At 41.7% G+C, this 14,463-nt stretch carries 13 protein-coding genes; all 13 read right to left on the bottom strand.

Annotated elements, in window-relative coordinates; genetic code table 11:
* Positions 1-8 precede the first annotated feature (8 nt).
* The 13 genes from nuoL to JG734_RS01580 are packed head-to-tail and all read right to left on the bottom strand — an operon-like array spanning position 9 to position 14,388.
* The gene (nuoL, locus tag JG734_RS01640) at positions 9-1,898 is read right to left on the bottom strand and encodes an NADH-quinone oxidoreductase subunit L (protein ID WP_236586999.1); all 1,890 of its coding nucleotides are present in this window, start codon (positions 1,896-1,898) and stop codon (positions 9-11) included.
* A gap of 9 nt (positions 1,899-1,907) precedes the next feature.
* Complete coding sequence (gene nuoK / locus JG734_RS01635; RefSeq protein ID WP_201333304.1) at positions 1,908-2,210, bottom strand: NADH-quinone oxidoreductase subunit NuoK; 303 nt, start codon at positions 2,208-2,210, stop codon at positions 1,908-1,910.
* Positions 2,207-2,767 (bottom strand): NADH-quinone oxidoreductase subunit J, encoded by a 561-nt coding sequence (locus JG734_RS01630; protein ID WP_201333303.1) that lies wholly within the window; start codon positions 2,765-2,767, stop codon positions 2,207-2,209. The genes nuoK and JG734_RS01630 overlap by 4 nt, the downstream gene beginning before the upstream one ends.
* 11 nt (positions 2,768-2,778) lie before the next feature.
* Entirely contained in the window at positions 2,779-3,390 is a 612-nt protein-coding gene (nuoI, locus tag JG734_RS01625; protein ID WP_201333302.1) for an NADH-quinone oxidoreductase subunit NuoI, read from the bottom strand.
* 10 nt (positions 3,391-3,400) lie between these two features.
* Positions 3,401-4,393 carry an NADH-quinone oxidoreductase subunit NuoH gene (nuoH, locus tag JG734_RS01620; RefSeq protein ID WP_201333301.1) on the bottom strand — a complete coding sequence of 331 codons (993 nt, stop codon included), beginning with the start codon at positions 4,391-4,393 and terminating at the stop codon, positions 3,401-3,403.
* Position 4,394: 1 nt separating this feature from the next.
* The gene (locus JG734_RS01615; protein WP_201333300.1) at positions 4,395-6,881 is read right to left on the bottom strand and encodes an NADH-quinone oxidoreductase subunit G; all 2,487 of its coding nucleotides are present in this window, start codon (positions 6,879-6,881) and stop codon (positions 4,395-4,397) included.
* A complete protein-coding gene (locus JG734_RS01610) occupies positions 6,878-9,154 on the bottom strand; it encodes a 2Fe-2S iron-sulfur cluster-binding protein (RefSeq protein WP_201333299.1) in 2,277 nt (758 codons plus the stop codon). The genes JG734_RS01615 and JG734_RS01610 overlap by 4 nt, the downstream gene beginning before the upstream one ends.
* Positions 9,155-9,163: 9 nt before the next feature.
* Entirely contained in the window at positions 9,164-11,206 is a 2,043-nt protein-coding gene (locus JG734_RS01605; RefSeq protein ID WP_201333298.1) for an FAD-dependent oxidoreductase, read from the bottom strand.
* A 12-nt stretch (positions 11,207-11,218) separates the two neighbouring features.
* Complete coding sequence (locus JG734_RS01600) at positions 11,219-11,461, bottom strand: NADH-ubiquinone oxidoreductase subunit E family protein (RefSeq protein WP_201333297.1); 243 nt, start codon at positions 11,459-11,461, stop codon at positions 11,219-11,221.
* A gap of 14 nt (positions 11,462-11,475) precedes the next feature.
* Positions 11,476-12,708: an NADH dehydrogenase (quinone) subunit D gene (gene nuoD / locus JG734_RS01595; RefSeq protein ID WP_201333296.1), complete on the bottom strand. Its 1,233-nt coding sequence runs from the start codon at positions 12,706-12,708 to the stop codon at positions 11,476-11,478.
* A gap of 8 nt (positions 12,709-12,716) precedes the next feature.
* On the bottom strand, positions 12,717-13,508 hold the full coding sequence (locus tag JG734_RS01590) for an NADH-quinone oxidoreductase subunit C (protein ID WP_201333295.1): 792 nt from the start codon (positions 13,506-13,508) through the stop codon (positions 12,717-12,719).
* Positions 13,508-14,017, bottom strand: coding sequence for an NADH-quinone oxidoreductase subunit B family protein (locus JG734_RS01585; RefSeq protein ID WP_370583619.1), 510 nt, complete (start codon positions 14,015-14,017; stop codon positions 13,508-13,510). The genes JG734_RS01590 and JG734_RS01585 overlap by 1 nt, the downstream gene beginning before the upstream one ends.
* A complete protein-coding gene (locus tag JG734_RS01580; RefSeq protein WP_370583626.1) occupies positions 13,999-14,388 on the bottom strand; it encodes an NAD(P)H-quinone oxidoreductase subunit 3 in 390 nt (129 codons plus the stop codon). The genes JG734_RS01585 and JG734_RS01580 overlap by 19 nt, the downstream gene beginning before the upstream one ends.
* Between the last annotated feature and the right edge of the window lie 75 nt (positions 14,389-14,463).

The following is a 14,463-nucleotide window of genomic DNA, read 5'->3' as shown; positions in this document are numbered from 1 at the left end:
CTCTCTCCTTACCTTACCGGGCTATAAAGCACTACAAGTACTAACAAGATCAATAGACCTATAACCATCCAACGTAGCATTTTGGAAAGGTTACCACTTTGTACTACTCTACCAGCAAAACCTGTTTTGTAAATAATACCTGCAACAAAATCGACAGTAGCATCGACAATACGCATATCAAGCTCTTTCCATGCAATGCGGCTGAGCTCTGCATACGGTTTTGTGAAGAGTTTTTCATAAATAATCGGAATATAGTATTGATTGTAAAGCAGTTTATAGATAAATGTCTCTTTCCATTTCTCACTGAACCCACCATGGGAGTATTTATATACTGCCAATGCAATACCACTGAGTGCTATAAGTGTGGTAAGTCCTATAAGTGCAACGATAGCAATGCCATGTGTATGGAAATGATACTCAGGCAGCAATCTTGTCACAAACTCCTCAAATGGATGTTCAAAGAAACCAGCAACTATTGCCAAAATTGCAAGTGGCGCCATGGCTGCCAGCATATACCAGTGAGCTTCGTGTGGATGGAAACCATACTTTTTATAGCGCTCTTCTCCAAAGAATACGAGCATTATGAGGCGGAAGCTATAAAATGCTGTCATACCAGCACCAACCCATAGCATAAACCAGAGGATATAATGATGTGAATCAAATGCAACTTCCAAAATCTTATCTTTTGAGAAAAATCCAGCGAATGGATAGATACCTGCAAGTGCAAGTGAGGCAATGATCATCATTATTGCTGTCCACTTCATCACTTTACCAAGACCACCCATTTTGAAAATATTGAGCTCATCATGCATAGCATGCATAACATTTCCTGCACCCAAGAAGAGGAGCGCTTTAAAGAATGCATGCGTCATAAGGTGAAAGAGACCTACCCAGTACGCACCAAGGCCAGCAGCAACGAACATATATCCGAGCTGTGAAAGTGTTGAGTAGGCGATAATTCTTTTAAGGTCAGTATTGACAAGAGCCATAGATGCAGCAAATACTGCAACAAATGCACCCAAAGAAGCTATAAATAATCCCACATCAGGAATTTGTGAATAGATAGGATAGGCTCTAATAACCAAATATACACCAGCTGTTACCATTGTAGCAGCGTGGATAAGTGCTGACACAGGAGTTGGACCCTCCATAGCATCTGCAAGCCAGGTATGGAGTGGAAACTGGGCAGATTTTCCCATTGCACCTATGAAAAGGAAGATTCCCATAAGTGTAATAACACTAATATTAAAGAGATTTACATGAGAAAAGACTACATCATACTGCAAAGATCCTACACTCCAGTAGATGAGGAAGAGACCCAGTAACATACCAAGATCGGCAATACGGTTCATAATAAACGCTTCATTTGCTGCCCATGATGGACTGATGGATGGGTTGATTTCTCTTGGCTCATCTTTTTTGTAGTACCAAAATCCAATAAGCAACCATGAACAAAGACCAACACCCTCCCATCCGATGAAGAGTCCTGCAAAATTATCACTCATGACAAGAACGAGCATTGAGAAGACGAAAGCACTCAAATAGCTAAAAAATCTATTGAACCCTTCATCATGTTCCATATAGCCGATGGAGTAGACGTGCACGAGGGTAGAGACAAGTGTCACTGTCACCATCATAATGACTGAAACATAATCAGCCACAAAACCAAAAGGAATATTGAGCGATCCTACAGTTATCCAATCAAAAAGCTCAACACGTACAATCTCATCAGTACCTGCAATATGAACGAGCAAAATTACTGCACTCACAAAAGAGATAAAGAGTAGCAGCGATGTTACAATCCCTGTGATTAATCTCTTCGGCTGCATTCCAAACATGGCTGCAAAGAGTGAGCCAACAAGGGGAGCGAAGAGTGTCGTCAATACATATTTTTCCATGCCTATCCCTTACCCATTCATAGATTGTAGTGTATCAAGATCGATATTGCCACGACGTTTATACCAAACGATCAATAATCCAAGTCCCACTGCCACTTCACTTGCAGCTATAGCTACGATAAAAAAGGCAAAGAGCTGACCAGTGAGATCACCGTTATATTTTGAAAATGCTGCGAGGGCAATATTGACTGCGTTGAGTGCAATCTCTGTCGCAAAAAAGAGCATAAGCAAGTTTTTGCGTCTAAGAATTCCCACAAGAGCTATACTAAAAATAAGTGCAGCAAGAACGAGATAGTGTGTGAGCGTGATCATGCTTTACCCTTTTCTTCTTGTTCAATCTCTTGGTCAAGTTTGAGTGTAATACTCTCATCCATGCGTTTACTTGCAAGAATTATTCCAGCTATCATTGCTACCAAAAGCATAATTGCAGCAACCTCAAAAGGCACGAGATATTTTGTAAAGAGCACAATACCAACAGCTTCTGTGTTTCCTATCTCATCACTTACTGGATAGAGTGCTTGAACTTTATCTGAAATCATAGGTGTCAAGAGGATAATAACGAGCAACAATGCCACCATACCGCTGAGGAAAAAGATAATCTTATTGGATGGATTTTTCTCTTTGACATCCTTCGTCGTATCCATAAACATCATTGCAAAAGCATAGAGTGCCATAACAGCACCACTGTATACAATAATCTGTACAACGCCCAAAAAGTCTGCATCGAGTAAGAAGAAAAACGCAGAGATAAAGATCATACCTGCTGCGAGTGAGCTCATTGCATAGAGCGCATTCTTGCTCATGACCGTAATAGTAAACATTGCAATAGTAAGTATCGCAAAGAGATAAAACGCTATAGCCTCTACCATCATATCACCTTTTAATACGCTAGTGGCGTTTTTTTGATTAGTTTATCAGCTGCTGGCGTTGGCGCACCAAATCCTGGATACTCTTTTTGCTCTTTGAGTTTATCAAGAGGTGTAAGCATATCCTCTTTGAGTGCAAAGTGTGCTCGCTGTTCACTCGCATTTTCATAATCTTGACCATGGACAATCGCAAGCTCAGGACACACTTCTGCACAATATCCACAGAAGATGCAGCGACCGAAGTTGATCGTATATTCTGTTGGAATTTTACGGCCATGCTCATCTACCTTTGTATCGATACGTATGCAGTTCGAGATGCAGATCTTTTCGCAAAGACCACATCCGATGCATCTTTCTGTTCCGCTCTCTAGCAAACGCAAGAGCTTATGCACAGCACGGTATCTTGGTCCAATTGGAAGCTTCTCTTTTGGATATTGAACTGTGTGAATATTGAAACGTAGCATCTCCATGAGTGTAATCTTCAGTCCCACAAAAAGTTCAAGCTTCACACTTCTTTTGAGAACTCTTTTGAACTTTTCCCATCCAGTTTTTGGATATGGTTCTATTTTCACTTTGTAGTAGTTTTGTGATACGTTTCTATCTTTAAACTGCTCTAATCCACTCATCTCTTCCCCCTTAAAACATCATCACTATACCAGTGATGACCACATTGATTACTGCCAATGGCATCAAGACTTTCCAACAGAGCCACATCAACTGATCCGGTCTTACATGTGGCCAAGATGCTCTAGTCCACAAGAAGAAAAAGAATAAGAAAAACACTTTGAGAAGTATTGCGACCGCTCCAGGGATAAACCATAGATCGTTAAATCCGCCTAAGAATATGAGACTTGCCAAAAATCCAATAGTAAACATATTCGCATATTCACCTATAAAAAACATACCCCAACGCATACCACTATACTCTGTTGCGTAGCCAGAAATCACTTCAGCTTCGTGTTCCAAAAGGTCAAATGGTGTTCTGTTTGTTTCTGCAAATCCAGCAATCATGAAAAGAATAAATGCAATTGGCTGCTTCCATACAATCCACTCTGCTACCCCACCGCTTTGGTAGTTATTAAAATCGATAAGTGAGAGTGATCCAACAATCATTACAGGAGCTAGAACTGAAAGACCTGTTACAACTTCGTAGCTTAGATACTGGATAGCAGTCCTTGCAGCACCAAGCAAACTCCATTTGTTGCCTGAAGCCATACCTGCAAGGAGCGGACCATAAAGTCCTGTAGCCATCACACCAAGAACAAAGAGCAGGCCAACATTGATATCTGAAATGATCGGTCTAACTGTATAACCACCAATTGTAAATTCTGGAAACATAGGGATAGCTGCCATAGCGATGAAGGCTGTAGCAGCTGTAATAACAGGTGCTATCATAAATATAGGACGCACAGCACCTTGTGGTATAAAGTCCTCTTTGGTAAAGAGTTTGATACCATCAGCAAGTACCTGCAAAAGTCCGTAAGGCCCTACATGCATAGGTCCAAGACGTCTTTGCATGAATGCAAGGACTTTACGCTCTACATATGTCCCAAATCCAGCCAATGCTGAAAAGAGTCCAAGAACTATGAGGATCTTTATAATGGTTGATATTACAAATGCTGCATCCATATCACACCTTTTGGATTGTTACTTCTTTAAATCTATAGCCTTTTTGGAAAGGCTCAACATCGATACTCTTATCAAATGTCCCTATATATGCACCTGAACCAATTTTATCATCAAGCGCTACTTCTAGCGTTATATTAATATCATCTCTTTTAATATTTACTTTATCACCCTCTTGCAAGCCATTTTCTTGCATAAATGTTTCACTTGCATACAGTTTTGCATGTTCTGTTAGCTGATGTGCTTTGTTGGTAAAAGGGCTAAACTGCAGTACAGGCTCACAGCGATAGACGACTGTGCCATTAAACTCTGGTAGCTCTGCTATTGGCTCTATATTTTTGCGTGACAAGTTCACTTTTTGTGACTCAAGTACGTAGCCTCTTTGCTCTGTCCCATCATTTAAAAACTCATTTGGTAGATCATCGAATGCTAGAGGCTTATACCCTTTTTCTTGTGGAAGCTCCTCGGTAAACTCGATGGTATACTCTTTATCACTCACTCCTAGTGCTCTTGCTATATCATTGAGTACATACCCTTTATATGGTAAGGCAACATTTGTAGGTACAACACGTTTATCTATATTTGTAAATGTTCCCTCTTGTTGGTTGAGTGCTGGCATATCGAGATCCCCATCACCCAATGCGCTCAGTACAAAGTCTCCAGGTGCGTTATAGCCGATTGTGTACTCTCCTGGCTCATCATCAAGATCGCAGATAAGTGCTACTCCCAAACTATTTGTTTTTGGTGGAATAATCATCACATCAAAATCTGTAAATCTATCGATGAGTCCAGCAAGTTTTGCTATATTCTGCGCCCTTGGATGTGCGTAGAGATCCTCACCGAGAATGAGAGATTTCTTCTGTGCTTTTGTGAGCACTTTAGCAAGTTTTTCTTTGAGATCTTCTGGAGCACCAATCACTTCATAGAGTCTGTTTGTTTGATACTCTACTGTTTTTTTTACTTTTTTCGGTACGAGTTTTTCTACCTCTTTTGTGACAACTTTTTCTTCACCTGTCTCTTCGTCGACAACTTTCTCTTCGACAGTCTCTTTGACTTTTTCTTTTATTGTCTCTTCGACCTCTTTTGTTTTTGTCACTACGAAACTATTGAGATACTCTTGCATATATTTAGGAAGCTTCTCTACATAGCCAAACTCTTGCAAGATAAAGTAGAGCACCGCCTCTTCCTGGAGGGGTTTATGATAGACCGGTACTACAGTTTTTCCAAGAGCCTCTATCACAGGATCTTTGATTGGATGGAAGTAGATTCCGCCACCCTTATTCATCTTCACAGCATTATTAAATGCAAAGCGCGCGCGTGGGTTATCACTCTTGAGTGCTGTACCTACACTGATGACAAATTCACTTTTATGCACATCTTTAATATCTGCGCTTGGTAGGCTCGCTCCGCTATATTGGGCGTAATTATCGAGGAATTTCTTATAAACCTTCGCATCCTCATTGATAAGCTTGTAGCCATATTTTTCTTTGAGTTTTTGTAAAATGAGAGCTTCCTCATTGGTAATGAATGAATTAAAGCGGATAGTATCAGCCTTTTTGAAAGCTTCTACCGCTCTATTAAACTGCTCTTGATCTTTTTTTGCTTCGCGGTTTTCAAAATCAAATCCAAATCTGCCAGCTCCACAAAGAGGCTGATAGTGAAATTCATTTGTCACGCGATAGATCTTAGGCTCTGGATTTTCGATAGATGTATGCTTCATTTCATAGTAGAGATGGCATGTTGCACTACAGTGTGCACAAGAAGCTGGGATTTTATGGAGTTCCCAAGAATTTGTGGTGTAGTGGTAGTCTTCGCTCACAAGCGCACCAACTGGACAGACGCTAATACACTCACCACACCATGTACAATCAAGCTCCTCTCCAGCGACTGCACCGATAATCGATTTTTGCAGCTTATTCCACATTGCATATGCATCTTTAGGCATCTGCTCTTTCCAAGATTTATCTAGCGGATCACCACCTCTTGGAACTGTTTTGAGTGCTGCATCTCCAATCATATCCTTACAGACAGTCACACACCGCTCACAAACGATACATAAAGATGAATCATAGTGGATAAAATTCCACTCTTTTACAGGACGGTACGTATCACGTATAGCATAATGCTGCTCATCGACACCCATCTCTAACGTATAGTTTTGCAATTCACATTCACCACTTTGGTCACACACGCCACACTCGAGCGGATGATTCACATCATAGACTTCCATAATAGCGCGGCGCTCTTTGATAATATTTTCTGTGACTGTCACAATGCTCATACCATCTTTTGCCTTGGCATTACAAGCATATACCTGCTTCCCATCAGCTTCTACAAGACAAAGCCTACATGCTAGTGTAGGTGAACAATTTGTCAAATAGCATATAGCTGGGATAAAAATGCCATTCGCACGAGCTACATTGAGCACATATTCACCAGCTACCGTTTCACACTCTTTGCCATCGATTGTAATTTTGATTTTTTCACTCATTGCTCATCTCTCTTTGTGATTTTTACTCTTTCATAGCGATACGTTCCTTGCATTGCAAAATAGTCCATACCAAGATCACTCACCCCCATTAATGCTACAGTTCCTTTGAGTTTTGGATCGATTTTGAAAGTTTTTTTGATTTTTCCATATGAAGAGTGCACTACTACCTCCTCTCCATCTTTTAGTTTTGCAGCCAGTGCAAACTGCTCAGAACCAATGAGATCACAACTCCATGCAAGCTGATGTGCTTTGTTGGTAAAAGGGCTAAACTGCAGTACAGGCTCACAGCGATAGACGACTGTGCCATTAAACTCTGGTAGCTCTGCTATTGGCTCTATATTTTTGCGTGACAAGTTCACTTTTTGTGGCTCAAGTACGTAGCCTCTTTGCTCTGTCCCATCATTTAAAAACTCATTTGGTAGATCATCGAATGCTAGAGGCTTATACCCTTTTTCTTGTGGAAGCTCCTCGGTAAACTCGATGGTATACTCTTTATCACTCACTCCTAGTGCTCTTGCTATATCATTGAGTACATACCCTTTATATGGTAAGGCAACATTTGTAGGTACAACACGTTTATCTATATTTGTAAATGTTCCCTCTTGTTGGTTGAGTGCTGGCATATCGAGATCCCCATCACCCAATGCGCTCAGTACAAAGTCTCCAGGTGCGTTATAGCCGATTGTGTACTCTCCTGGCTCATCATCAAGATCGCAGATAAGTGCTACTCCCAAACTATTTGTTTTTGGTGGAATAATCATCACATCAAAATCTGTAAATCTATCGATGAGTCCAGCAAGTTTTGCTATATTCTGCGCCCTTGGATGTGCGTAGAGATCCTCACCGAGAATGAGTGTGCAGCGATCTTCTCTGAGTCTTTTCTTGCGTGCTAAACGCTGCATGATATCTTCAATCTCTTCTTCGCCAATATTTGATTCAGCACTCAAATACCCAATATCAAGCTCATCAAACCACTCTTTGCCAATCTCCTCTTTTGCCTTCTCATCACTCAATGCTTCAAGAAGCATACCCAGAGCTGCCTCTTCGCTTCCTACTTCATATTTAATAAACTTTGTCACAATTGGTTTGAGCAGATCATCCTCGACTGGATGCATATTAATAATTTCAGCTTTGCGTCTTTTATGTGCTACTGTAAATGCATAGCGCACTGCGGGATTATCTGAAGAAGCAAAACTTCCAAGAAGAATTATAAAATCGCTCTTTTCGATTGTTTCCAAATTTGCATCATAGAGAGTTTTCCCACTGGTCTTGGCAAAATTTTCGAGAAATTTTTGGTAGTTTCTAGCCTCTTCATTAATAAGCTTATAGCCAAACTTCTCCTTCATTTTTTGGAGAATCAAAGCCTCTTCATTAGTAATAAATGAACTAAAGCGAATAGCATCAGCCTTTTTGAAAGCCTCTACCGCCCTGTTAAACTGCTCTTGATCTTTTTTTGCTTCGCGGTTTTCAAAATCAAATCCAAATCTGCCAGCTCCACAGAGTGTCTCAAATTCATACTCATTTTTGACTCTATAGATTTTTGGTTCTGGGTTTTCTATAGAGCTATGCTTGACGTTGTAGTAGAGATGGCATGCCGCACTACAGTGTGCGCAAGAAGCTGGAATTTGACGAAGTTCCCAAGCGTTGGAAGTGTATTTGAAATCGCTACTAATCAGCGCTCCTACTGGACAAACTGCTATACATTCACCACAGAATGTACAATCTAGCGTGGGAGCGTTTTTTGGTATTATGTGGGATTTGTATCCACCAAAGAAGATATCAATCGCATCATCGCCTATTACTTCATTACAAACATGCACACACTTTTCACACAAAATACAGAGGCTCGGATCATACTGGATATACTTCCAGTTTGCAATCGGTCGATACTGATCTTTTGCTGTAAACTCTTGCGAATCCACATCGAATTCAAGTGTTTTGTTTTGCAAATCACACTCACCGCTCTTATCACATACACCGCACTCTAATGGGTGGTTTACATCATAGAGTTTCATAATATTTTGGCGATGCTCATAGAGGGCTTGGGAGTTGGTTGTCACTTTTATACCAGGTACTACTGGCGCCTGGCAGCTAAGTACAAAACCTTCTACCCCTTCTACTTCCACAACGCACAGACGGCACGATTCGATCGGTTTGACTTTTGAGAGATAACACATGGTTGGGATATATATTCCTTCTCTACGTGCTACTTGTAAAATTGTCTCATTTTTATCTGCATGTATCTCTTTGCCATCTATATAGATTTTAACCATTACCTACCTTTATACCGCTACCATTGCAATGTAATAACAACGCATACAGCGCTCCGCCTCTGCAATCGCCTGCTCTTGCGTAAATCCAAGGTTCACTTCAAGATTGGTATGCTTACGCTCTTCAACTGTGAGCTTCTCGCTCACCTGTCTTGGAAGTCCTGGTAGCCAACCCTTAACTTTTTCATTTTTGTCATAAACTTTTAAGGCTCTAAGATGATCTTCCATGATCTCTTCATCTGTGAGCGTCACTTCACCAGTATGGACATAGCGAGTAATAACGCTTGCTGCTCTTTTAGCCTGACCAACTGCATTGACAATTGTCATAGGACCATACTCGCAATCACCTGCAGCAAAGACACCTTCGCGCGAACTCATATAGGTTTTTCCATCAGTTTTGATGGTTCCCCAGCTTGTGAGCTCTATCTCCCACTCTTCTGGAAGATGTGAAAGATCTGCACTCTGACTTACTGCTGGCACAAGGTAGTCGCATTCTATCATGAAGTCTGCACCTTCGATCTTTTTGAGCTGCGGTCTTCCACCGTCTGGGTCAGGAACAAGTTCAAAGCGATTGACTTTGAGAGCCTTGAGGTTATCATTCTCATCAGTTATGATCTCTTCAACTGCAGAGTAGAAGATAAACTCCACTCCCTCTTCTACTGCCTCATGATACTCTTCATATGTTGTATTGCGAATAATTGTAGCTTCATCGCGGCGATAGAGCATGATGACCTTCTTTGCATTAGCACGTACTGCACAGCGCACAACGTCCATAGAAGTAAAACCACCACCAACACATACAAGGGTTTTACCAGTAAGATCTACATACTCTTTATCAAGATGTTGCTGTTTTCTGATCTCTTCTGGGACTGGAATGCCATATTTTACATAGAGATTCACACAATCAAGGAAATTTATAGCTGGCCAGTAGCCTTTGATCTCGGGGCGCTCATTTTTTGCACGTACCTTCTTACTGATACGCGTACCTGTCGCAACCAAAATCGCATCGTACTCTTTTTCAAATTTGCGCATATCATCTGCTGTGACACGCTTTCCTGTAATGAAACGTACTCCCTCAAGAGAATTTACTGCTTCTATATCTTTATTGTATTTTTTGACAGGCATGCGATACTCTGGTACCCCAACAGCCACTTCTCCACCAAGAACAGGAAGCTCTTCATATACATCACATGCTACACCTTCAAGACCAAGGTAGTAAGCTCCAGCGAGTCCTGCAGGTCCAGCACCGATGACTGCAACTTTTTTACCTGTGAGGGGTTTTTGTTTTTGAGGATGGAGCCAAAACATTCCATGTTCATCCTCAAAATCTGCTCCAATACGTTTGAGCTCCATTATGGAGATTGGCTCATCAAGATTTGCCCTGCGACACTCATCTTCACAAGGGTGTGGACACACACGCCCACATGTATGGGCAAGTGGCATAGTTTTTCTCGTAGCTTTAAGGCTATCATCATAGCGAAGATCACGTACTCCTTCGATATATGCAGGGATATCTACATGGGCAGGACATGCATCCATACATGGAGCTGTTACTTTTGCTATGTAGCTAATTTCTGGATTGTGATAATACTTTGAAGGCTTTTTGTTTTCAATGAGATCATTGATCTCATCTTCGAAATGTTCCAAAATATCGAGAAGAGGCTTTGGAACTGTACGCCCGATCTCACACTTGCTCGTCTCCATCATAGTACGAGAGACCTCTTTGAGATGCTCTACATCGCTCTTTTCACCTTCACCGCGAGCAATCTTGTCAAAAAGATCATAAAGAATGCGTCCACCCCATCTCCCTGGAGCACATCGCCCACAAGCTTCAGAGTAGACTTGATACTGTTTAGCATATTCGGTAGCCAGTTTTGCCACATCTACATCTTCGTCAAAGAGAGCCAAACCAGCCCACCCGACGAAAGCTTTCGATGCTACATCGATATTGTAATTGACCGGAAAGTTGTATTTTGACTCGGCCCACTCCTCTTTGGGTTTGCCGCGATTATCAATCAATTCATCTTTCCAGCTTGAAAAGTATACTTTACTCACAGGACTACCCTCTTATTTTTTTCTCACAACTATTGTCCAATCGACTTCATTGAATTTGAGCGAATTGAGCAGTTCGTATCCTGCCTCTTTAATCACATCGGCACTCTTTTGTACTGCTTCAAAATTGCTTTTGCCATTGACAACTACTTCAAATAAGAATATTGCCACTTCGCCACTTTTGACATTCTTATCCAAAAGCTCTAACATTCGATCATAAAAATCTTCATGGAGATGTCTTAAATCGTATCTGACCATCGCATATCCTTCTTTTATCTATCAATCTCACCAAAAACTATGTTTGTCGAACCAATAATTGTCACTACGTCGGCCAAATAGTGCCCTGGTAGAAGATCTTGCAAAATTCCTGTATGCCAAAAACTTGGTGCTCTAATTTTCATACGATATGCGTACGGCTCACCTTCACTGCGAATAAAAAATCCAAGCTCCCCTTTTGGTGACTCAGTCGGTGCATAGACTTCCCCAACAGGTGGTCTCATACCCTGAGTTACGAGGACAAAATGCTGCATCAAAGAGTAGTTTTGCGTCATGATATCCTCTTTTGATGCACTAATATATTGTGGAGCATGTGCCATGAGAAACGGCTCAGTCTCTTTATACATAGGAATGAGCTGGCGCAGTATTCTAGTACTTTGGCGCATCTCTTCCATGTAGAGAAGATAGCGTCCATAGCTATCACATCTATCGCTCACTGGAATATCAAAATCTACTTCATCATAGAGTTCATACGGCTCCTCTTTGCGTATATCATACTCAATGCCGCTCCCTCTGAGCATGATACCGCTACATGCCCACTGTTTAGCCATCTCTGGTGGAACAACACCAACCTCTTCAAGACGCATACGCCAGATGCGGTTTTCTGTCAAGAGCCCTTCATAGAGTTCGATCTGCTCTGGGAGTTTATTTAAAAACCAGTTAAGATGTTCAAGCCACCCTTCTGGTAGATCAAGAGGAACACCTCCGATGCGCACAGCACTGTGTGTAAGGCGTGCACCACAATACTCTTCCATCAAATCCATTGCATACTCACGCTCTCTAAAGCAGTACAAAAACACACTCATTGCACCAACATCGAGTGCATGTGTTGCAAGCCAAAAGAGATGAGAGATAATACGGTTGAGCTCAAGCAACATCATACGGATCACTTTCGCTCTGCGAGGCACTTTATCTTCAATACCCAAAAGCCGCTCGACTGCAAGCGCAAAAGCATAGTTATTGGATGTCGCTGCAATATAATCCATACGGTCTGTTGTAGGCAAGAACTCATTGTAGATCATGTTCTCACCCATCTTCTCCATTCCACGGTGCAGATATCCGATATCTGGATAGGCTTTTGTAATCTGCTCTCCGTCCATCTCCAAAATAAGTCGAAGCTGACCGTGAGCTGATGGGTGTTGTGGCCCGAAGTTGACCACCATCTTGTTATCATCTCGTTCAAAAACGAGGTTTTCAAAATATGGCTTTAATCTATGTCTTTGCTGCATGGTAGCCCCTATCTCGTTCTATCTACGATTTTTGATTTTTTCAGGTCAAACGTCTCAACGAGCGGTGCATCGTCATTGTAGACATCCATATCGATCGGCTCGCTGTTTGGATCAGCGCATCGTGGCACTTCATGATGGATGCGCGCAAAGTTACATGTATCAGTCGTGCTAATATATGCTGCATCGCGCTGCTCTGGTCCGATTATATCGCGATACTCTTTTCCAAAAATCTTATCAACTTCATACCATTGGGCAGCTTCATCACCATGGAGTGGATAGGTTTTGCGAAGCGGATGACCTACCCAGTCATCTGGCATGAGGATACGCTTGAGGTTTGGATGGTTGTTCACTTTAATTCCAAACATATCATACATCTCTCTTTCGCTCCAGTCAGCACTACGAAAAAGCGGCTCAACACTCTCAATTGCCTCATTCTCTTTGATGCGACACTTCACACGAATGCGACGACGCTTGCTCAAAGCCAAAAGCTGATAAAAGATCTCAAACTCACCATCTCGTACTAGATAGTCAATCGCACTCATTTCGCTGAGCACATCGTATCCACACTCCTCTTTGAGATGTTTGAGCGTTTTTACGTTATCTTTTGCATCCACAATAATGACAAGCTGCCCTCTTTGGATATATGCGTTTTTGACATCAACTACTTTTTTCACACTCTCAAGGTCGGCTCTAAACACCTCATCTTCTACAGGCTCTTCAGCCACCTTTGGAGCAACCCAGAACCTGTCAGTGTAGTAAGATTTTTTCTGCACATTATCTTTTGGTCTGTATGGTCTCATCACACCAACCTTTTTGGTTTTTGTTTTTGGAATATCGATCTTTTACGCAACTGTTTTTGCAAAAGCAAAACTGCATACTGCAACGTCTCAGGTCTTGGCGCACATCCAGGAAGATAGATATCTACCGGAATGACCCTATCTACACCTTGTACTGTCGCATATGTATTAAACATTCCACCAGTATTGGCACAGCTTCCCATAGAGATGACCCATTTAGGCTCTGCCATTTGGTCATAAAGTCTGCGAATAAACTCAGCATGCTTTTTAGTCAGGGTTCCAGCAACGATCATCACATCAGATTGGCGAGGACTCGCGCGAAAAATTACACCAAAACGGTCGAAATCGTATCTACTTGCACCACTTGCCATCATCTCAATCGCACAACATGCAAGTCCATATGTCAAAACCCACAAAGAGTTTGTACGACCCCAGTTGACGAGCTTGTCTACTGTCGTTAATGCTACAGGTAATCCTGCATTGGATCCTAAATTCATTTGATGCTGTGCCATTCAAGTGCTCCTTTCTTCCATGCATATACAAAACCGATTGCCAAGAGGAGGATAAACAAAATCATCTCTGCAAAACCGAACCATCCCAAAATTTTGAAATCGACTGCCCAAGGGAACATAAAGATAATCTCAACATCGAAGAGGATAAAGAGAAGCGCAATGAGATAAAACTGCGCTGAGATGCGATTAGGCTGTTTATCTGGCTCTGGACCACACTCATAAATCGCAACTTTGAGCTTTTCAGTATCAAGTTTTGCTAGATTGCGGCTGACAAAGCGGGCTGCTGCGGTCGTAGCAATGAAAGCTACCGCCGTAATCACGAAGAGTAAAAACGCACCAAAATAGGGATGCGCCACATTCATATGGGTCATCATCAATGCTCCTTTTACATTTGGGCAATTACCCAGCATAATCTTTGGCTAGTGTAACAAAAAGAATTTTAAATA

Source organism: Nitratiruptor sp. YY09-18, from assembly GCF_016593235.1.
Lineage (GTDB): Bacteria > Campylobacterota > Campylobacteria > Campylobacterales > Nitratiruptoraceae > Nitratiruptor.
Note: the sequence above shows the minus strand (reverse complement) of the source record. Positions and strands in the feature narration are given on the sequence as shown.

What these genes read in the sequence shown, in the direction of transcription:
- nuoK (WP_201333304.1), bottom strand. Translation starts at nt 2,210, where the DNA reads ATGATCACGCTCACACACTATCTCGTTCTTGCTGCACTTATTTTTAGT.
- JG734_RS01600 (WP_201333297.1), bottom strand. Translation starts at nt 11,461, where the DNA reads ATGGTCAGATACGATTTAAGACATCTCCATGAAGATTTTTATGATCGA.
- JG734_RS01585 (WP_370583619.1), bottom strand. Translation starts at nt 14,017, where the DNA reads ATGGCACAGCATCAAATGAATTTAGGATCCAATGCAGGATTACCTGTA.
- JG734_RS01610 (WP_201333299.1), bottom strand. Translation starts at nt 9,154, where the DNA reads ATGGTTAAAATCTATATAGATGGCAAAGAGATACATGCAGATAAAAAT.
- nuoI (WP_201333302.1), bottom strand. Translation starts at nt 3,390, where the DNA reads ATGAGTGGATTAGAGCAGTTTAAAGATAGAAACGTATCACAAAACTAC.
- nuoL (WP_236586999.1), bottom strand. Translation starts at nt 1,898, where the DNA reads ATGGAAAAATATGTATTGACGACACTCTTCGCTCCCCTTGTTGGCTCA.
- nuoH (WP_201333301.1), bottom strand. Translation starts at nt 4,393, where the DNA reads ATGGATGCAGCATTTGTAATATCAACCATTATAAAGATCCTCATAGTT.
- JG734_RS01580 (WP_370583626.1), bottom strand. Translation starts at nt 14,388, where the DNA reads ATGACCCATATGAATGTGGCGCATCCCTATTTTGGTGCGTTTTTACTC.
- JG734_RS01615 (WP_201333300.1), bottom strand. Translation starts at nt 6,881, where the DNA reads ATGAGTGAAAAAATCAAAATTACAATCGATGGCAAAGAGTGTGAAACG.
- JG734_RS01630 (WP_201333303.1), bottom strand. Translation starts at nt 2,767, where the DNA reads ATGGTAGAGGCTATAGCGTTTTATCTCTTTGCGATACTTACTATTGCA.
- JG734_RS01590 (WP_201333295.1), bottom strand. Translation starts at nt 13,508, where the DNA reads ATGAGACCATACAGACCAAAAGATAATGTGCAGAAAAAATCTTACTAC.
- nuoD (WP_201333296.1), bottom strand. Translation starts at nt 12,708, where the DNA reads ATGCAGCAAAGACATAGATTAAAGCCATATTTTGAAAACCTCGTTTTT.